The organism is Paenibacillus tyrphae (genome assembly GCF_024158745.1).
In the GTDB taxonomy this organism is placed as follows: domain Bacteria; phylum Bacillota; class Bacilli; order Paenibacillales; family NBRC-103111; genus Paenibacillus_G; species Paenibacillus_G tyrfis_A.
The window spans coordinates 147,433-165,487 of sequence record NZ_JAMZAW010000018.1 but is presented as its reverse complement, the minus strand read 5'-3'; the positions used below and the strand labels follow the sequence as shown (position 1 = coordinate 165,487).

Below are 18,055 nucleotides of genomic sequence, written 5' to 3'. Positions count from 1 at the left end.
GGCTCTTATTTTGTTTTCCATTGTTCCTGCCCGGGATGACCGTTACAATAAAAATTTAAAGTTTTAAAAAAATAATGCAGGGTTTGGTTTCCCCGGGTTCGTCTATTCGCAGAGAAGGGAGGGGGAGAACGATTACAGAAGAAGCATGGATTGCGCGCATCGTATCGGGCGACGCAGATGCATTCCGTGAACTGGTGGACAAATACGGAAATTATTTGTTCCAAGCGGTCTACGGGGTATTGCGTTCGACGAAAGATGCAGAAGACGTCACGCAGGAAGCGCTGCTGAAAATATATGCGTCTCTCCCCCAGTACCGGTACCAAGGTCTTAAAACCTGGCTCACGCGAATCGCCGTCAATAAAGCGATCGATTTCAAACGGTCGCAGGACCGCAAGAAAGAAGACTTAACGGATGACTGGGAGGGACGCACGCCTCCCGAACCGCTCCAGAGCAGTCCCGTAGAGACGCAGGTCATCCGACGTGAGAGAAGCACGTATGTTCGTGAACGTCTGGATCGTCTGCCGGAAAATTACCGGGATGTCGTGGTCGCCTTTTATATCGAGGAAAAAAGCTATCAACAGATCGCCGAAGAGCAGCAGGTCGCGATCAAAACGGTGGAATCGAAGCTGTACCGGGCAAAGCAATATATGCGTAAGGTTTGGAAGGAGGAGGAGTGGGAATGAATCAACACAGGCCGCTGAACATCTGGATGCAGTATGTGAACGATGAGTTGCCGCCGGAGGAGAGGGAGCGCTGCGAGGCGCATCTGGACGGCTGTGACGCCTGCCTGGAGCTGTATATGGAGTGTATCGGGCAACTGGCTGCCGGGCTGCCGGGACTACCGGATACGGACGCTTTTGCCACTGCGGTCATGCAGCGTTGGACGGAAGAGCAGCCGTTTGCTCCCGGGGCCGAAGATAATGCGGCGAACCAACCAGGTGAGCGCAAACGGCGTATTCCCTGGACGCAGAGTCCCTTCTTCCATTATGCTGTTGCTGCGGCCATCACGCTGCTCTTAATGAGCACTGGCGTGTTCCACTCGCTCATGGGTAATCCGGAGCCTAGCCGCGTGTCCCATTCCGCTTCCGATCGGACGGAAGCCTACGTTCCATTCTCCGAAATCTTGCTGGAGAAGACGATCGGTTTACTCGATTCCATCCAACCGAAACATGAAAGAGGAGGTACCCGATGAACACATATAAAAGTCCGGTGGCGGCGTTCCTGCTGTCGTTCATTCCCGGACTAGGCCATTTGTATATGGGGCGCGTATTCCGGGGCTTGGTATACGGGTTCGGATTTTTTGGTCTGGCGTTGCTGACGTTCTTTGTCGCTACAGTTGCAAGGGGGGACTACGCGTTCTTGATTTTGCTAGTTGCCCTTGCTGTTGCCGTCATAAACGTCTTTGATATGGTATTCTTCCTGCTCACCCGGGGCGGCCGTCCCCCTGCAGGTCGGCAATCCCACATCGCGGAAGGCCAACCCTATGGACCTGCAGATGGAAACTATCGGTCTTGGCCCCATGAGGCCGCGGCTCCGATAAACGACCGGTTTCGCACCATTGTGCTTTCTTTCGTTCCGGGGCTCGGCCATCTCCACCTGGGGCTTATGCAGCGAGGGCTCGGCTTCATGGTCTTGTTCTTCGGCCTGGCGGTGATGATCTTCTTCCTCAGCGTCATTACGCACCGCGACGTATTCTTGGTATTCCTCGGCGCGCTGCCGGTTATTTGGCTGTACTGCATGTTCGACTGCGTGCAGCAGTATGGACGGAAGGAGCGGGGAGAGGTTCTGACGGACCGGACCATCTTTGAAGAATTTCAAGAGAGCCGGGGGTCAGGCAAGAAGAATAAAACGCTGGCTACGCTGCTCTCGATTTTCCCCGGGGCGGGGCATATGTACCTTGGTCTGCAAAAGCGCGGCCTGCAGCTCATGGCGGCCTTTCTGTTCTGCATCTATATCATGGATGTGATGCGCCTGTCGCTGTTCATGTTCCTGATTCCGATCCTGTGGTTTTTCAGCTTCTTCGACGCGCTGCAGATGATATCTAAGAGCGGTCGCGAGGAGTTAAGGGACGTGCCGGTCATCGGCTGGCTGCTGCACCATCAGCGGTGGCTCGGTTACGGATTGCTTGCGCTCGGGATATACTATTTGCTCGATCGCGTGCTGCTGAGCGCGCTGGATATCTGGCTTCCCGAAAAACTGCAGCGGCAGGTCATGCTATGGTTCGACCAGTATTTCCAGACGTTCGTCATCTCGGTGCTGCTGATTGGCGGGGGCATCCGGCTTCTGCTCGGCAATAAAAAGAGCAGGGGGGACCGCTCATGAAATCATGGCGCGTAGGTACGCTGTCGATGGGACTGTCGCTTATCTTTCTCGGGGTCGTGCTGGTAGCGGCCCAACTGAGAGGGCTTGTCGCATACGATACGCTTATGGCTTGGTGGCCGCTTCTGTTCGTTCTGCTCGGGCTCGAAATCGTCGTCTATTTGTTCGTCGCGCGCAAGGAGAACGGCGGGGTGCGCTACGATTTTCTCAGCGTATTTTTCGTCGGCGTGCTATTCTTTGGCTGCCTGGGCTTCACCTTATTGTCCGGCCTTGGCGTCATTGGCGAAGTCCGGCAGCTGCTTGGCGAAGTGGAGCGGACGGTCGAGCTGCCGGAAGCGAAAGAGGCCGTAGCGGCCGAGGTGAAGCGGATCGTCGTGCAGACGGCAGGCCAGCAGGTGAAGGTGGACAAAACGTCCGGGCGGACGATGCATCTGTTCGGCAGCTACCGCGAGCGAATCGCGAAAGACGGAGGGGAGTTCGTCCCGCAGGACAAAGCGTATTCCATTCATACGGTCGGCGATACGATGTACATTCAGCTCCAGCAGCCGCCTGTGCGACGGGGGTTCCATTCCGACTATCCGGATATGAGCGTGACCGTGGTGCTGCCGCAGGATATCCAAGCGGAGCTGCTGGACAGGCATCACAACCCGATTGAGATCAACGGGTAATCGAAAAAGGACCGTGTATTCACGGTCCATGAGCATTGGAGTCAGCGGCTATTCCTCCGAAAGCTGATAAGGAGATGGCCGCTGTTTTTTACGGGAGCGATCGAAAGATTTGAATGGGTCCTTCCCAATCGTCTCTCGTAATCTCTTGATAGCTGCCCTTCGTATACTCGTCAATAATTCGTCTCCAGAACGTCTGGGCCGGCACGTTCTCCTCCATTTCAGCCACTTCCCATTGGCCCGGGAACCGGTTAAACAAAGCAAAGGCCATCTCCCGTCCGACGCCGTGCCGGCGGTATTTTTTCATGACAAAAAATTCGGCGACCGAATACACCCGCTCATCCGACCCCAGTTCCCGAATCAAGGCAAACCCGGCCAGCTTCCCGTCCACACGAACGAGGAAAGCGTGTCTTCCTTCCTCCGTCCAGTAATGATCCAAGTACGGATATTCGAATAATCCATGCTCGTTCACGTCTTCTGGATCGAATTCGGTAAAATCGTATTTGTACAGCTCCAGCAAATTTCGCACGACGGATTTTTGCTCCTCCGCGGCTTTTGAAACGACAATATCCATTTCGGTTCTCCTTTTTCACAATCATGAAGCTCTCGTTTTTATTATAAATGAAACGGTACGGAAAGTACGAGTATAGCGATTTTCTCTTGCCGCCGATGCTTGCGTTAACAATATCTTTAGACCGGGTTAAACTTGCTCTAACATACGAGAGGTATGCTGTAACCGAACAAGTAAATAAATCCGATAGGTTGGAGTCACATGGAGAAACCTTAATTAGATTTTTTCCCGAAGCTGCAGGGTTGAAAAAGTCTATTTAAGGTTTTTTTGTGTCAGAAAGGCGGGCTGAAGGATATGCAGGATCTGGATTTTTTGGAAAGGCTGCGTCAAAGCCGGATGATTGCATCGGTTAAGGAACACAAGACGCTGGAGAAGGCTGCGAAGGCCAAGGTCGGCGCGGTGGTGCTTTCGATCGGCAACATCGGCAATATTAAGAGCTTTGTAGACTTGTACAAAAAGAACAGGATTCCCGTATTTCTTCACGTTGAACGGCTCGGAGGACTAAGCCAGGATAGCGAAGGGATGTCTTTTCTGGCTACCTGCGTCAAGCCTGACGGCATTGTGACGACGAGGAATCAACTGATCAAGCTCGCCAAGAAGGAAGGCCTGCTTACGATTCAGCGGATATTTTTATTCGATAGCGATTCGGTCAAATCAGGCCTCAAGTCGGTGCAGGAAACTCAGCCGAATGCGATTGAGATCATGCCTGCACTGCTGCCGGAATATATTCGTGTCTATCGGCAGGAAACGAATATCCCGATCATTGCGGGCGGCTTGATCCAAACCCGGGAACAAATCAAGGAGGCGCTGCAAAGCGGGGCGGTAGCCGTGTCGATGGGGACGCATCAATTGTGGAGGGAGCCCATCGGAGAAGTGCTGCCGAACGGCGGCCCGGGAGAGGAGGAATCTCGATGAATCCGGACGCTTCTTACGTTTCCAAGCCGACGTTTAAAGAATCCGCCCGCAAGCAGATTGGCAGCAAAATCGGTCGGATGCTGAAGCCCTATTTGTTTATTTTGCCCTGCGTCGTACTGGTGCTTCTTTTTAACTACTACCCTTTTGTCAAAACGATGGTTTTGGGCTTTACGCTGGTGGACATGCTCGGCAATCCGGTGGAGTTCGTGGGGCTGGAGAACTTCGTCGAAGCATTCCAGGATGAGCGGCTGCTCCGGGCGTTGCTGAATACGCTGCAATTCACCATCCTGACGGTGCCCACTACGCTGTTGATCACGCTGACCTTGGCGCTGCTGGCGGAGAAGGTAAGGAAAGGCAGCCGTATCTATCAAGTGATGTTCGCTTTGCCGATGGCCGTCTCCATGTCGTCGGCGGTCATGATCTTCCAACTGCTCATGAATCCGACAATCGGGATGTTCAACTATATTACCGGACTGGGCTTGAACTGGTTCGGCGATGAAAAATATGCGCTAACGGGCATTGCGATCATCTCGGTGTGGATGAGCATCGGGTTCAGCTTCTTGTTTTTGCTGGCTGCCCTTAGGAACGTTCCGCAGGAGCTGTTGGAATCGGCCGAGATGGAAGGAAGCAGCTACATGCAGAAGCTCATTCGAATCAAGCTGCCGCTTATTTCGCCGACGTTGTTTTTTCTGCTGTGCACCGACTTGATCGGCTCCTTGCTGGTGTTCGGTCCCGTATCGATACTGACCAAAGGCGGGCCGCTGGGCGCTACGGAAACGATGGTGTACTGGATGTACACGGAAGCCTTCGAGAAGGGCAAGTACGGATACGGAAGCGCCATCGCCGTCATCATTTTCTTCATCGTCATGATCTTTACGCTGATCACCTTCGCGTACGAGAAGAAAGGGGTGCATTACACATGATGGCAACGAAGCGGCTGTACGATTGGGGAGTGCTTGCGATCTCTATGCTGGCGGGTCTGGTCGTCATTTTCCCGCTCATTTATTGCATCGGAGTCAGCTTGATGAGTCCTTCCGATCTCGGCTCCTACCCGCCCAGGCTGTTTCCCAGCACGTTATTTTTGGACAATTACAAAACGGTATTTACCTCGACGCCGATTTTCACGTTTATGTGGAACTCGTTCCTGATTGCGGTTGTCGGCACGATCGGCCGGTTGATTACGAGCAGCTTGGCGGCGTACGCCTTCGCGTTTATGGAATTCCGGTGGAAGAAAGGGTGGTTCCTGTTCATTCTGGGAACGATGATGATCCCGGGGGACATGCTCATTATTACCAACTATATTACGGTCGCCCAGATGGGGCTTATCAATACGTACGGCGGCGTCATGATCGTCATGCTGGTGGCAGCGGTGTTCATGTTTATGCTGCGGCAGCACTTCATGACCGTGCCGAGAGATTACAGAGATGCGGCGCTTGTGGACGGCTGCGGCGATATGCGGTTTTTTGCACAAATTTTGCTCCCGATGTCCGTGCCTGTCTTATCTTCGATCACGATTACATCGTTTATCGGTCTTTGGAATACATACCTGTGGCCGCTGCTGGTGACGAACTCGGAGCAGATGAGAACCGTGCAGGTCGGCATTACGATGCTGCAATTCCCGGAAGGGATGGTGTACGGACCGATTATGGCCGGTGTAACCGTGATCCTCATTCCGTCCGTGCTAGTCTTCGTCTTCTTCCAAAAGCAGCTCGTCTTCGGCGTGACGTCGGGCGGCTTGAAAGGATAAGGATTCACAATATAGCCCACTACCTGAGGAGGATAACCAAATGAAAAAGCCTATGATCACCCTAGTCAGCGTATTGACAGCTCTTAACGTATTGACCGCATGCGGAGGCGGCGCGAATCCGAGCGCCAAGGCGACGCCCGACAGCAGCGCTGCTCCATCGACGGCGAGTACAGGGCCGGTGAACCTGACCTTCTGGCACGCGATGGGCGGTGCCAACGAAGAGGTCGTCAAGAAAGTGGCGAAGACCTTCAACGATACGGTCGGCAAGGAGAAAGGCATTGTCATTACGCCTGTCTTTCAAGGCAGCTATGGCGACTTGATGAAAAAAGTAAGAGCCGCGGTGCAGGCCAAGGATGTCAAAAACTTGCCGGATATCGTGCAGTCTCCCGCTTCGGAAACGGCTTATATGAAGGATATCCCTTACGTGGTTCCGGCGCAGACGTTGGCCGACCAAGATGCTTCTTTTCGCATAGCGGACCTGGAGCCGAATGTCGTGGCCTCCTTCAGCTACAATGGCAAGCTGATCGGCGTGCCGTTTGCCAACTCTACCATTCTGCTGTACTATAACAAAAATTTGTTTAAGGAAGCGGGCTTGAATCCCGAGAAGCCGCCGGCGACGATCGACGAGATGGGGCAGTATGCCGCCAAGCTGACGAAGAAGAACGGTACGCAAACCAGCCAGTGGGGCTTTTCCGGAACGCCGGACTTGTATCATCTGTCCAGCTGGATCGGCATGCAGGGCGGCTATATCGGGAATAACAAAAACGGCCGCGCCAATACGATGACCGCGGTGGAGTTCGACTCGAACGGGACGATGAAGAAATTTATGACGGAGTGGAAAAAAGCGGTCACATACGGCGGAATCCAGACGGGAACGGAGACGAATCAGAACGAGGAATTTGCCGTAGGCAAGCTTGCCATGTTTGTGAATTCGACGGCCGGGCTCAAAGGAGTGCTGAACGCCGTCGGCGGGAAGTTCGAAGTAGGAACGGCGTTCCTTCCGAAAGTGGATGCGGGCGATAAGGGTGGCGTTGCTGTCGGAGGCTCCGCATTATATACGATGGACCGCGACGACAAAGCTAAGATCGATGCAGCCAGAGAGTATATGAAATACAGCACGTCTGCGGAAACCCAGTTCGTATGGCACTCCGGGACGGGCTATTTTCCGGTCAATTTGAAGACGTACGATCTGCCGGATATGAAAGCGCATCTGGACAAAAATCCACTGTTTAAGACGGCTATCAATCAGCTGCATGCTTCCTCGCCGGATACGCAAGAGCCGATGAATGCGGTATCCAGCGAAATCAGCACCGCGATGAAAGAAGAAATTTTGGGCTACGTCACCGACAAGAAGGATATCGACAAGGCCATCGCCAGCATGGTTACCCGAATCAACAAAGCGTTGGCGGACTATAACCGGGCGAATAGCAAGAATTAAAGAGTAGCGGGCGAAAGAGCTTTGAAGCCGGACAGATGTCGGGTCAAAGCTCTTTTTTATTCAGTCTGAGAAAATGGCTTGCCAACCTGGAACAAAGCGGAATATAATATAGGAACATAAGTTCGTGATTCGTTAACCGTACGATTCGAGGTGAAACGATTGACCCCTATTCTGCTAACCAAATCGCAAGCCAAAAGGTTTTTATTGTATTACCACGGACTGCACGGCGATTTTGAATTTGCCGGTCCTGAGGGAATCGTTTCTTATATCCGTCGGGTGGGGTGCATCCAGTTCGACCCTCTCAATGTGGTCGGGATGAATCCGGAGCTTGTGCTTCAGAGCCGGATCAAGGATTTCAATCGCAGCATGCTTCGGGACCTGTTATATAACGAACGTAAGCTGATTGATCACTGGGATAAAAATATGGCCATTTTCCCCGTAGAGGATTGGCCCTATTTTTCAAGATTCCGAAAAAAATATCAAGCTTGGTGCGCCGCCCGTCAAAGCACGGTAGATAAAATATACGAAGACATCAAGAACAGAGGCGCTGTCTGCTCCGGAGATATTCATTTTGACGAAAAAATCGATTGGGGATGGGGACCGACCAGGTTAGCCCGGGCCGCGTTGGAAGGAATGAATTATGCGGGACTTCTTGTGATTCATCATAAGGTCAACACCCGCAAATATTATGATTTGGCGGAGAGACATATTGCGGAACAATTATATTCCGCACAGGAACCGTTCCAGTCTGACGAGCAGTACTATGAGTGGAACGTGCTTCGCCGTATCGGCAGTATAGGCATGCTATGGAACCGGCCCAGCGACGCCTGGCTTGGCATTAGCGGCATGAAGAGCCCGCAGCGAAATGAAGCTTTTAAGAGATTATTGAGCGAGAACAGAATCGTTGAAATTCATGTGGAAGATCTGGAGCATCCTTTGCATATCCGAAAGACGGACTTGGAGCTTCTGAACAAAGCTTTATCGGTAAGTCCGGCGATGGAACGTTCAAGTATACTTGCTCCTCTGGATAATATGTTATGGGATCGTAATCTCATCCAAGCGTTATTTGATTTCGAATATCGGTGGGAAGTTTATAAGCCGGCTGCCGAACGGAAATTTGGTTATTATGTACTGCCAGTCCTTTATGGCGATCAAATCGTAGCCCGATTCGAACCTCAACAGCACAAAAGCGGCGCCCCGCTTGCCATAAAAAATTGGTGGTGGGAAGATCCCGTTTCCGTAACGATTCCGATGAAAGAGAGCATACTCGATTGTCTTGAACGTTTTGCGGTGTATCTTGGAACGTCTTTTCATAAAAAAGCCGCAGCGCATATTTTCCGTAAAAAATAAAAAAATTGCGGTCTCATGACCGCAATCCTTGTCTTAAACGTATCGAGACGACAGGATTTGAACCTGCGACCTCTTGGTCCCGAACCAAGCGCTCTACCAAGCTGAGCCACGTCTCGTCGGTGTGCCTAAGCACGAAGCTTTTTTATTCTACCATTGTCCTAAGAAAATGTAAAGAGGACTGCCTCTTTTTTACCGCCACAACTTGTGGCAGTTTGATGTAGAAGCCGGCGTTTATTCTTTTCCCCGCAGCTTGCGGAAAAATTGCGTCAGCATCGTTCCGCATTCCTGCTGCATAACCCCGCCGATCACGTCGACCCGATGATTGAACCGGTCTTCTTGAAGCAGGTTCATCAGCGTGCCTGCGCAGCCGGCCTTCGGGTCCGAGGTACCGAAGACGACTTGACTGATTCGGGCTTGCACAATCGCACCCGCGCACATCGGACAAGGCTCCAACGTAACATATAGCCGGCAGTTCAGCAGACGCCAGGCATCCAGACGCTCGCTCGCTTGCTTAATTGCGATCAGCTCGGCATGCGCCAGCGGGTCCCGCGTCGTTTCACGGACATTGTGGCCGCGGCCGATGATCTCGTCGCCGAGCACGACGACCGCCCCGATCGGGACTTCGCGTATCGCTTCCGCTTTCTGCGCTTCTTCGATCGCGGCTTTCATAAAAGGCAAATGTTCTTCCCATAACGCTGAAGACAAGCTGGACACCTCGATTATCGTATATGCACAATGCGGTCTCGAACAAGTATTCGTTGTTAACACGCTGTGGATAAAATTGTGGATAAAAAGCTCTGTTTTCAACTCATTGTAGATAAATTTAGTCGAAATAGCAAGGAATAAAACGAATTTTGCAGTTATCCACAGGTTGTTGGAGATGTGAATAGCAGAGTTATCCCCATTGTGAATTATTAAGAAAAAATGAATTTCGGCGATACCGTTGAACGATGATGTGGGGGATTGCTATACTAAATATAGTATCGATTAGGTAAATTGTCCTATAATTGATTGTTTTTACATATACGATAATGATAATAAAGTATTGCAACCATTCGTTCATGGCAAACCTGCCGAAAGGCAGCGACGCAAAGCTTAGGGTCTAAGGTCCGCAGACGGACTACGACAGCCTGGCCGCCGAAAAGATGCGGAATTCGTCGGCTGTTTCTCTGTTACGGGGGAGGCGGCCTTTTTGCGCCAAGGACATCACTTAAAAATCAAGGATGGTGACGTAGCGGATGAACACACCGGCTGTTTCCCGCAATCTTAACAATTTCAAAGAAAGACACCGCAGTTCCGGCACGGTTATGCTGAACAGCCGAATTGTAGTGGAGAAAGAGAAATTTGTGTCCACCGGGATATTGACGTACGTCGAAGGGGATATTATCGAAATCGAAATGTCGGAGTACAAAGCGTTCGAATTGGGCGATGCGGTCAAACTGACGATTTATTCCCCGGGCGGCTTTTACCCGTTCGAATCGACGGTCGTGGCCAAGGATCAGGGCGTGGTCATGGTTCTTATTCCGCCCCAGCACCAGAACCGGTTCGCGGAAAAGCGCGAGCATCCCCGGGTCAAGGTGAATCAAAAGGGCGCTCTCGTATCGTACCGCAACGAGGACGATTCTTGGCAGGTGCCGGAGGGGCAGATTCCGCTTACCGTCCAAAACATCAGCCTCAGCGGGATAGGTTTTATCATTGAAGAGCCCGTCGAGCTGGATCGGGACGCGCTGGTGCAGTTGCATCTCGACCTTGGCTTCTCTATGCACTGCCGTGCGGAAATTATACGGACGGAGCCGGTGGAGTTCGGTTGCTATTATGGGGCTCATTTCGTCGAGCTGGCTGCGGATAAGGCCAATTCGCTGCGCGCATTCATCCTGAAAAAACAGGTGGAGACTCATTTTGCGCAGAAACGGGAAGAGTAAAAAAAGGCGCAGCCTTCATCGGCAAACGCGCCGGACTGGTCGGTGACTTGGAGCATATCTTAAAGATAAAAGCTTCGAGGTGGTGAACAGCATGGCGTTTACGATGAAATACGAGATCGTTCCCCGGTATTTGACGGGGCCGAGCCAACGCCGCCCGGTTCTTGCTCTGGACCCGTGCCGCTTCATGGTCGCGCACGATACGGGTAATCCTGGTGCGACGGCTGCATCCAACGTAGCGTATTATGAACGGACCCGAAACGACATGTCGGCTTCGGCGCATTTGTTTGTGGACGACCGGGAGATTATCGAGTGCATCCCGTTTTTGACGGGGGCTCCGGAGAAGGCGTACCACGTTGTGTATAACGTAACGACGGACAATGCCCGTTACGGTGCGGATGCCAACGATGCGGCCGGCGCGGTCGAGCTCTGCTACGGCGGAAGCATCGATCTGGGCGAAGCGTACAAAAGGTACGTTTGGGTATTGGCATATGCTTGCTGCCGGTACAGCTTGAATCCGGAGACGGACATTGCCGGCCACTACATGCTTGATCCGGCCCGGCGCACGGACCCTAAGGAGCCGTTGAGACTGCTTGGCAAGACGTTTGACGATTTTCTGCAGGACGTGGCGGACGAGTACGCTTCCAGCGTTACGCCGGACCCGCCGGATGCGCTTCTTACTGTGGGGGATGCGAATAACTTGATCCGTTTTTTGTCTGCATCGTATTTGGCGATTGACGATGCGGAAGGCCAGGCGGAATTCCACCGGCTGGCGAACGAGCTCAGAAAGGCTTCCGGCCAACCGGAAGAATAGACTGCAAACGAGAGAACGGAGAGAGTGTGCGAATAGAGCCGGCCTTGCGGAAGCGAGGCCGGTATTTTTTGCTGTGCGGGCATGAGGTGACACAAAGGCCGGGTTTGTAGTATAATTTTAAGTTAGGAATTTGCTTAGAAATACACTGAAGGAGTTGTCCTTTTCATGGCATTGAAAGCAGGGATCGTCGGACTGCCGAACGTTGGCAAATCTACGTTATTTAACGCGATTACGCAAGCCGGAGCGGAGTCGGCGAACTACCCGTTTTGTACTATAGATCCGAATGTCGGTGTCGTTGAGGTGCCGGACGAGCGTCTTGACCGGTTGGCCGAGATCGTGAATCCGAACCGCATCGTGCCGACGGCATTCGAATTCGTCGATATTGCGGGCTTGGTCAAAGGCGCCAGCAAAGGCGAAGGACTGGGAAATAAATTTTTGGCGCACATCCGCGAGGTGGATGCGATCGTGCACGTCGTGCGCTGTTTTCAGGATGAGAATATCACGCACGTTTCGGGTACAGTCGATCCGATCAGCGATATCGAGACGATTAACCTCGAGCTGATTTTGGCGGACGTGGATTCCGTCGATAAGCGCATTGATCGCTCTCGCAAAAACATGAAGGGCGGCGACAAAAAGTACGCGCAAGAAGTAGAAACGCTCGAACGGATCAAAGAAGCGCTCTACAACGATAAACCGGCGCGCAGCGTGGAGCTTAGCGACGAAGAGAAGCTGTTGATCCGCGATCTGCACCTGCTGACGATGAAGCCGGTGCTGTACGCGGCCAATGTAAGCGAATCGGAAGTTGCCGACGCCGAAGGCAATCCGTATGTGCAAAAGGTACGCGAATACGCGGCGCAGGAAGGTGCGGAAGTGGTGCCGATCAGCGCGAAGGTCGAATCGGAGATCGCAGAGCTGGAAGGCGAAGACAAAGCGATGTTCCTTGAGGAGCTGGGGCTGCAGGAATCCGGTTTGAACCGGCTGATTAAAGCGGCTTACAAGCTGCTTGGCTTGTATACGTATTTTACGGCCGGCGTGCAGGAAGTGCGTGCTTGGACGATCCGCATGGGCACGAAAGCCCCGCAAGCGGCGGCGGTGATTCATACAGACTTCGAGCGCGGCTTTATCCGCGCAGAGGTCGTTGGCTACGAAGATTTGATCGGGTCCGGCTCGATGAATGCGGCGAAGGAAAAAGGACAGCTGCGTCTGGAAGGCAAGGAATATGTCGTTCAGGACGGCGACGTCATGCACTTCCGTTTCAACGTATAGCGAGGCTGGGCTGAGGGACTTGGGGGACCGTCTCTTGCTTCGGCCGCGCGATTCGCGGTGAAACGGGGAGAGGGGCAGCAGCCGGGAGAGAAGGCTGTGGGCTCCACGGGAGCTGCAAAGGAACCGGAACGGGCAAACTTACGAAAAACGGAACAAAAGAAAGGGTGAATGACGATGCTGGACCGGCTTCAAGCATTGGCCGACCGTTATGAAAAGTTGAGTGAGCTGCTGTGCGACCCGGATGTTGCGGGAGACGCGAAGAAGCTGCGGGAATATTCCAAAGAGCAGTCCGACCTGCAGGAGACGTACGACGCTTATATGGAGTACAAAAGCGTCTCCGAACAATACGAAGCGGCGCGGGCGATGCAGAACGAAAAGCTTGACGACGAAATGAAGGAGCTCGTAAAAATGGAGCTCGACGAGCTGTCGGAGCGGAAAACGGAGCTTGAGGAACGCATTAAGGTCCTCATGATGCCGAAGGACCCGAACGACGACAAGAACGTCATCGTGGAAATCCGCGGTGCGGCCGGCGGGGACGAGGCGGCTCTGTTTGCGGCCGACCTGTACCGGATGTACTCCAAGTTTGCCGATGCGCAGGGCTGGCGGACGGAAGTTATGGACGTCAACATGAACGATCTCGGCGGCTTCAAAGAGATCATCTTCATGGTGAACGGCAAGGGCGCTTACAGCAAGCTGAAGTTCGAGAGCGGGGCGCACCGCGTGCAGCGCATTCCGACGACGGAGTCGGGCGGGCGCATCCATACGTCGACGTCGACCGTAGCGGTTATGCCGGAGATGGAAGACTTCGACATTGAGATCAATGATTCGGACATTCGCGTCGACACGTTCTGTTCGAGCGGCGCAGGCGGACAGTCCGTCAATACGACGAAATCGGCCGTTCGGGTGACGCACATCCCTACCGGGATCGTGGCAACCTGTCAGGACGGCAAGTCGCAAAACTCGAACAAAGAGAAGGCGCTGCAGGTGCTGCGCGCGCGGATTTACGACAAGATGCAGCAGGAAGAGATGGAAAAGTACGGTGCCGAGCGGAAGAGCAAAGTCGGCACGGGCGACCGCTCGGAGCGGATCCGCACGTACAACTTCCCGCAAAGCCGGGTGACCGATCACCGCATCGGCCTGACGCTGCACCGGCTGGACGCCGTGCTGAACGGCGATATGGAAGAAATCGTTTCAGCGTTGACGATCGCCTCGCAAACCGAGCAGATGGAAAAAGGAGAATACGCCGGTGCGTGACGAGCGGCGGATAACGATACGTGAAGCCTATGCCGAGGCTTCTTCTTTTTTGCGGCAGCATGGGGTGCGGGAGCCGGAGGCCAATGCCGGCCGGTTGCTGGAGCACCTGCTGGGCGAGAGCCGCAGCGGGCTTCTGCTGCGCTGGCCGGAGCCGTTCCCGCGGGAGCGGGAGGCGGACTGGCAGCGGCTGCTGGAGCGCAAGGCGAGCGGCGAGCCGGTGCAGTACATCATCGGGGAGCAGGAGTTCTACGGGCTCCCCTTCACGATAACGCCGGCGGTGCTCATCCCGCGGCCGGAGACGGAGCTGCTGGTCGAGCAGGTGGTCCGGCTCGGGCGGCAAATCTTCGGCGGGGCCGCGGGCGGGCCGGGCGCCGGGGGTGTGGCTTCGCCGACGGTCGCAGACGTCGGCACCGGCAGCGGCGCGATCGCGGTGAGCCTCGCGGTGCAGTGCCCTTTGTGGCGCGTGACGGCGTCGGACATCGCGCCGGACGCGCTGGCGGTGGCGCGAGCGAACGCCGAGCGCAATGGGGTGGCCGAGCGGGTCGCCTTCGTGGAAGGGGACCTGCTCGGCCCGTGGATCGAGCGCGGCGAGCGGCTCGATCTGGTGGTGTCCAATCCGCCGTACATTCCGGAGGCGGATGAGGCGGGGCTGCAGCCGGAGGTGCGGCTGTTCGAGCCGCGGACGGCGCTGTACGGCGGAGCGGACGGGCTGGAGCCGTACCGCCGCCTGACGGCGCAGCTGGGCGAGCTGCCGGCGCTGCCCGCGCTGGTCGGCTTCGAGGTCGGCCAAGGGCAGGCGGACGAGGTGCGTCGTTTGCTGGAGCAGGCGGCCCATTGGGACGAGGTGCGGATCGTACCGGACTTGGCCGGGATCGACCGGCATGTGATCGCTTATCGTAGTAAGGATTAAGCCTGAGGACAGGCGACCCGCAACCGCTAGACAAGCGGAGCACACGGAACTTTATTCTCCGGCCGAGTATAAACTCTCTCAGACCCGAGCATACTGACAACTAGAGATGCTAGAGTTCGAGAGGGGCTGTTCGGAGATGGTCAAACGGTTTGCGTGGAAACGATATGCGTACTTGGTTTTTGCTCTTATGGTGATGCTGGCGTGCTGGGAAACGAACCGTTCCAATGCGATGCTGGTCACCGCGGCGGAGCGAGAAACGGAAGCGGGAAGCTCGATTCCGAAGGAAGCGATCCGTCTGCGCATTTTGGCCAACTCCGACGCTCCGGCCGATCAATGGGTAAAGCGCGAAGTGCGCGACGCCGTCATGGAGCAGATGAAAAGCTGGGCGACCGAGCCTCAAGGCATCGAAGCGGCCCGCCAAACCTTGCGCGATCATCTGCCCGAGCTAGATAAGCTCGTCGGCGAGACGCTGCGCAAGAACGGTTTTGACTATACGTATCGCGTGGAATTGGGAATGGTCCCATTCCCGGCTAAAATATATAACAACGAAGTGTATCCCGCAGGAGATTACGAAGCCCTGCGCATCGCCATCGGCGCCGCCGAAGGGCAGAACTGGTGGTGCGTGCTGTTCCCCCCTTTATGCTTTGCAGACACGGGTGTCGTGAAAAAGAACAACACGGCGTATGCCGCCGCTGCGGAAGAGTCTGCGGAAAATGGCGGATCGGCTCCAAGCGAAAATGCCTCGGCTTCAAAACGGGGCGCTGCCGAAGCGGGGAAGAAAAGTCAGCCGGAGAGTAAAAAGGGAAGCGCCGAAGGCGACGCCAAGGTCTGGAACGGTAAAGCGGCCGATAGCGGCAAAGCATCCGTTCTATCGAAAGCTCAACCCGAGGCCCCGGTGGAAGCCCCGCAGCCGGAAGTACGCTTCCTCATATGGGATCTCATGAACAAAGTCGGCTCGTGGTTTGCCTGATGCGGCGGCCCGTCCGGGCCGGTCTGTCAGGAAAGGAAGATAACGAACATGACGACGGAAACAAAGGTGTGGAAAGTGAGCGCGGAAGCCCCTTCCCGGGAAGCATTGCTCGAAGCAGCCGCGCTGCTGCGGGAAGGACGGACGGTCGCGTTTCCGACCGAGACGGTGTACGGCCTCGGGGCGGACGCGCGGAACACGGAGGCCGTTGCGGACATTTTCGCAGCCAAGGGCAGGCCGTCGGATAACCCGCTGATCGTGCATATCGCGGACAGGTCTCAGCTGGAGGAGCTCGTCGCTCCGCCGGAGGAGGCCGTTTTGCGTTTACTGGACGCCTTCTGGCCGGGCCCGCTGACCGTCGTGCTGCCGGTCAAGCCGGGTGCGCTGTCTCCGCTCGTCACGGCGGGACTTTCGACAGTCGGGCTGCGCATGCCGGGCCATCCTGTCGCGCTCGCGCTGATCGCGGCCTCCGGCTGCCCGGTCGCTGCGCCGAGCGCGAACCGCTCCGGACGTCCGAGCCCGACGAACGCCTCGCATGTGCTGGGTGATCTTGCGGGCCGCATAGCAGGAATCGTCGACGGAGGAGAAGCCGGGGTTGGTCTGGAATCGACCGTGGTGGAATTTGCGGGCGATGCGCTTTATATTTTGCGGCCCGGCGGGGTTACGGCGGGCCAGCTTCGCGAAGCGCTGCTGGGCATTCCCGTGATCGAGCCGCAGGCGGAGCACCGCGAGCCCGACACTCCGCGCGCACCGGGCATGAAATATGCGCACTACGCTCCGCGGGGGACGATGGTGCTTGTGCAGGGCGCATCGGACGAACTGGTGCATGCCTGCATGCAGCGTGAGCTGGACGAAGCCCGGGCGCGGGGCGAGCGCACCGGCGTATTGACCTACGCAGAGCACGCGGACCGCTTCCGCGCGGACCATGTCGTGCCGTGCGGCCGCTTGGACGCCCTGGAAACGGTCGCCCATGGGCTGTACGCGGCACTACGCGAGTTCGACGAAGCCGGGATCGGCTTCATCGCTGCCGAAGCTTGCCCCGAAGAAGGCCTCGGGGCCGCGATCATGAACAGGCTGCGCAAAGCTGCCGGAGGTCGCATTTTAACGGTGTAGCTATTTATTCAGCTTCGTGTCTTCCGCCCCGTGTGCCCCACCCATGGGACTCACTCGCCTTCTACAGATTCGTCTATTTTGTGGCATATTATGGAATTCATGTTTACCCTCTTGTCCGCATATGTTGGTTAAGAAGAGGACAGGGGGTAGGGGAAGCATGGATCTGGCATCGCCGCTGCTGTGGGGACAATTCATTTCCATCGGGCTTATGGCGCTGGCCCTCGGTTTGGATGCGTTATCACTGGGGCTCGGGATCGGCATGCGGGGCATCCGCAAGCTCGATATTGCCAAAATCAGCATCGTAACCGCCCTATTCCACATAGTGATGCCGCTCGCGGGAATGTGGACGGGCGGCTATATCAGCTCGCTGATCGGCAAAGTCGCCACGATCTGCGGAGGCGTCCTCCTGCTGCTGCTCGGAGCGCACATGGTTTACAGCTCCTTGCGTGCGGAAGAGTCCCCGACGTACGATCACCGATCCTTTTGGGGGCTTATGCTGTTTTCGCTCAGCGTCAGTATCGATTCGTTCTCCGTCGGCGTTTCGCTCGGGATGTTCGCGGGGGATGTCATCATGACCGTTCTCATGTTCGGCACGGCAGGCGGACTCATGTCGGTCGCCGGGCTGGTGCTCGGGCGAAGGGTCGGCGAATGGGTGGGAGAGTATGGCGAAGCGCTGGGCGGCGTCATCCTGCTTGCGTTCGGCATTCGATTTTTGTTGTGACCGATCCGCATCCGCCCTTGGGCGGTTTTGAGGTAAATCCGGTGGTTTTGAGGTAATATATAGGGGAGAACCAATTTCGAGATGAA

19 protein-coding genes, 1 tRNA gene and 1 riboswitch are annotated in these 18,055 nt (G+C 55.3%); of the genes, 17 read left to right on the top strand and 3 right to left on the bottom strand.

Annotation, left to right across the window (positions count from 1 at the left end):
- Positions 1 to 74: 74 nt before the first annotated feature.
- The 4 genes from NI000_RS25195 to NI000_RS25180 are packed head-to-tail and all read left to right on the top strand — an operon-like array spanning position 75 to position 2,987.
- The gene (locus tag NI000_RS25195; protein WP_301292672.1) at positions 75 to 683 is read left to right on the top strand and encodes an RNA polymerase sigma factor; all 609 of its coding nucleotides are present in this window, start codon (positions 75 to 77) and stop codon (positions 681 to 683) included.
- Complete coding sequence (locus NI000_RS25190) at positions 680 to 1,192, top strand: anti-sigma factor family protein (protein WP_253414124.1); 513 nt, start codon at positions 680 to 682, stop codon at positions 1,190 to 1,192. Before NI000_RS25195 ends, NI000_RS25190 begins: the two co-directional genes overlap by 4 nt.
- The gene (locus NI000_RS25185; RefSeq protein ID WP_253414123.1) at positions 1,189 to 2,322 is read left to right on the top strand and encodes a hypothetical protein; all 1,134 of its coding nucleotides are present in this window, start codon (positions 1,189 to 1,191) and stop codon (positions 2,320 to 2,322) included. The genes NI000_RS25190 and NI000_RS25185 overlap by 4 nt, the downstream gene beginning before the upstream one ends.
- Complete coding sequence (locus NI000_RS25180; RefSeq protein ID WP_253414122.1) at positions 2,319 to 2,987, top strand: hypothetical protein; 669 nt, start codon at positions 2,319 to 2,321, stop codon at positions 2,985 to 2,987. The genes NI000_RS25185 and NI000_RS25180 overlap by 4 nt, the downstream gene beginning before the upstream one ends.
- A gap of 88 nt (positions 2,988 to 3,075) precedes the next feature.
- Here the strand turns inward: NI000_RS25180 and NI000_RS25175 are convergent, their stop codons facing one another.
- Positions 3,076 to 3,558 carry a GNAT family N-acetyltransferase gene (locus NI000_RS25175; RefSeq protein WP_253414121.1) on the bottom strand — a complete coding sequence of 161 codons (483 nt, stop codon included), beginning with the start codon at positions 3,556 to 3,558 and terminating at the stop codon, positions 3,076 to 3,078.
- A 291-nt stretch (positions 3,559 to 3,849) separates the two neighbouring features.
- On the opposite strand from NI000_RS25175, the gene NI000_RS25170 reads away from it, so the two are divergent.
- The 5 genes from NI000_RS25170 (at position 3,850) to NI000_RS25150 (ending at position 9,005) form a co-directional block, all read left to right on the top strand.
- Complete coding sequence (locus NI000_RS25170) at positions 3,850 to 4,470, top strand: glycerol-3-phosphate responsive antiterminator (protein ID WP_253414120.1); 621 nt, start codon at positions 3,850 to 3,852, stop codon at positions 4,468 to 4,470.
- Complete coding sequence (locus tag NI000_RS25165) at positions 4,467 to 5,393, top strand: carbohydrate ABC transporter permease (protein ID WP_253414119.1); 927 nt, start codon at positions 4,467 to 4,469, stop codon at positions 5,391 to 5,393. Before NI000_RS25170 ends, NI000_RS25165 begins: the two co-directional genes overlap by 4 nt.
- On the top strand, positions 5,390 to 6,217 hold the full coding sequence (locus tag NI000_RS25160; RefSeq protein ID WP_253414118.1) for a carbohydrate ABC transporter permease: 828 nt from the start codon (positions 5,390 to 5,392) through the stop codon (positions 6,215 to 6,217). Before NI000_RS25165 ends, NI000_RS25160 begins: the two co-directional genes overlap by 4 nt.
- 40 nt (positions 6,218 to 6,257) lie before the next feature.
- Positions 6,258 to 7,655, top strand: a complete 1,398-nt coding sequence (locus tag NI000_RS25155; RefSeq protein WP_253414117.1) for an ABC transporter substrate-binding protein — start codon at positions 6,258 to 6,260, stop codon at positions 7,653 to 7,655.
- A gap of 150 nt (positions 7,656 to 7,805) precedes the next feature.
- Positions 7,806 to 9,005, top strand: coding sequence for a winged helix-turn-helix domain-containing protein (locus tag NI000_RS25150; protein ID WP_253414116.1), 1,200 nt, complete (start codon positions 7,806 to 7,808; stop codon positions 9,003 to 9,005).
- Positions 9,006 to 9,047: 42 nt separating this feature from the next.
- On the opposite strand, the gene NI000_RS25145 is transcribed toward NI000_RS25150, so the two are convergent.
- Together NI000_RS25145 and tadA are read right to left on the bottom strand one after the other, a co-directional pair.
- Positions 9,048 to 9,121, bottom strand: a tRNA-Pro gene (locus NI000_RS25145).
- A gap of 115 nt (positions 9,122 to 9,236) precedes the next feature.
- Positions 9,237 to 9,710, bottom strand: coding sequence for a tRNA adenosine(34) deaminase TadA (tadA, locus tag NI000_RS25140; RefSeq protein WP_301292670.1), 474 nt, complete (start codon positions 9,708 to 9,710; stop codon positions 9,237 to 9,239).
- A gap of 348 nt (positions 9,711 to 10,058) precedes the next feature.
- Positions 10,059 to 10,147: riboswitch (cyclic di-GMP riboswitch) on the top strand.
- A gap of 96 nt (positions 10,148 to 10,243) precedes the next feature.
- On the opposite strand from tadA, the gene NI000_RS25135 reads away from it, so the two are divergent.
- From NI000_RS25135 to NI000_RS25100, 8 genes are all read left to right on the top strand, one after another.
- Entirely contained in the window at positions 10,244 to 10,927 is a 684-nt protein-coding gene (locus tag NI000_RS25135; RefSeq protein WP_253414114.1) for a flagellar brake protein, read from the top strand.
- Positions 10,928 to 11,018: 91 nt separating this feature from the next.
- A complete protein-coding gene (locus NI000_RS25130; protein ID WP_253414112.1) occupies positions 11,019 to 11,738 on the top strand; it encodes a peptidoglycan recognition protein family protein in 720 nt (239 codons plus the stop codon).
- Between the two features lie 165 nt (positions 11,739 to 11,903).
- Complete coding sequence (gene ychF / locus NI000_RS25125) at positions 11,904 to 13,004, top strand: redox-regulated ATPase YchF (protein ID WP_054976172.1); 1,101 nt, start codon at positions 11,904 to 11,906, stop codon at positions 13,002 to 13,004.
- Between the two features lie 174 nt (positions 13,005 to 13,178).
- The gene (prfA, locus tag NI000_RS25120) at positions 13,179 to 14,258 is read left to right on the top strand and encodes a peptide chain release factor 1 (protein ID WP_253414144.1); all 1,080 of its coding nucleotides are present in this window, start codon (positions 13,179 to 13,181) and stop codon (positions 14,256 to 14,258) included.
- Positions 14,251 to 15,168, top strand: a complete 918-nt coding sequence (prmC, locus tag NI000_RS25115) for a peptide chain release factor N(5)-glutamine methyltransferase (protein WP_253414111.1) — start codon at positions 14,251 to 14,253, stop codon at positions 15,166 to 15,168. The genes prfA and prmC overlap by 8 nt, the downstream gene beginning before the upstream one ends.
- Before the next feature lie 136 nt (positions 15,169 to 15,304).
- Positions 15,305 to 16,138: a stage II sporulation protein R gene (gene spoIIR, locus NI000_RS25110; RefSeq protein ID WP_253414110.1), complete on the top strand. Its 834-nt coding sequence runs from the start codon at positions 15,305 to 15,307 to the stop codon at positions 16,136 to 16,138.
- A gap of 48 nt (positions 16,139 to 16,186) precedes the next feature.
- Positions 16,187 to 17,248: an L-threonylcarbamoyladenylate synthase gene (locus NI000_RS25105; RefSeq protein ID WP_253414109.1), complete on the top strand. Its 1,062-nt coding sequence runs from the start codon at positions 16,187 to 16,189 to the stop codon at positions 17,246 to 17,248.
- Positions 17,249 to 17,405: 157 nt separating this feature from the next.
- Positions 17,406 to 17,969 (top strand): manganese efflux pump MntP, encoded by a 564-nt coding sequence (locus tag NI000_RS25100; RefSeq protein ID WP_253414108.1) that lies wholly within the window; start codon positions 17,406 to 17,408, stop codon positions 17,967 to 17,969.
- Positions 17,970 to 18,055 lie beyond the last annotated feature (86 nt).

Coding starts and splice junctions, on each gene's coding strand:
- NI000_RS25195 (WP_301292672.1), top strand. CDS start 75: ATGCAGGGTTTGGTTTCCCCGGGTTCGTCTATTCGCAGAGAAGGGAGG.
- NI000_RS25190 (WP_253414124.1), top strand. CDS start 680: ATGAATCAACACAGGCCGCTGAACATCTGGATGCAGTATGTGAACGAT.
- NI000_RS25185 (WP_253414123.1), top strand. CDS start 1,189: ATGAACACATATAAAAGTCCGGTGGCGGCGTTCCTGCTGTCGTTCATT.
- NI000_RS25180 (WP_253414122.1), top strand. CDS start 2,319: ATGAAATCATGGCGCGTAGGTACGCTGTCGATGGGACTGTCGCTTATC.
- NI000_RS25175 (WP_253414121.1), bottom strand. CDS start 3,558: ATGGATATTGTCGTTTCAAAAGCCGCGGAGGAGCAAAAATCCGTCGTG.
- NI000_RS25170 (WP_253414120.1), top strand. CDS start 3,850: ATGCAGGATCTGGATTTTTTGGAAAGGCTGCGTCAAAGCCGGATGATT.
- NI000_RS25165 (WP_253414119.1), top strand. CDS start 4,467: ATGAATCCGGACGCTTCTTACGTTTCCAAGCCGACGTTTAAAGAATCC.
- NI000_RS25160 (WP_253414118.1), top strand. CDS start 5,390: ATGATGGCAACGAAGCGGCTGTACGATTGGGGAGTGCTTGCGATCTCT.
- NI000_RS25155 (WP_253414117.1), top strand. CDS start 6,258: ATGAAAAAGCCTATGATCACCCTAGTCAGCGTATTGACAGCTCTTAAC.
- NI000_RS25135 (WP_253414114.1), top strand. CDS start 10,244: ATGAACACACCGGCTGTTTCCCGCAATCTTAACAATTTCAAAGAAAGA.
- NI000_RS25130 (WP_253414112.1), top strand. CDS start 11,019: ATGGCGTTTACGATGAAATACGAGATCGTTCCCCGGTATTTGACGGGG.
- ychF (WP_054976172.1), top strand. CDS start 11,904: ATGGCATTGAAAGCAGGGATCGTCGGACTGCCGAACGTTGGCAAATCT.
- prfA (WP_253414144.1), top strand. CDS start 13,179: ATGCTGGACCGGCTTCAAGCATTGGCCGACCGTTATGAAAAGTTGAGT.
- spoIIR (WP_253414110.1), top strand. CDS start 15,305: ATGGTCAAACGGTTTGCGTGGAAACGATATGCGTACTTGGTTTTTGCT.
- NI000_RS25105 (WP_253414109.1), top strand. CDS start 16,187: ATGACGACGGAAACAAAGGTGTGGAAAGTGAGCGCGGAAGCCCCTTCC.
- NI000_RS25100 (WP_253414108.1), top strand. CDS start 17,406: ATGGATCTGGCATCGCCGCTGCTGTGGGGACAATTCATTTCCATCGGG.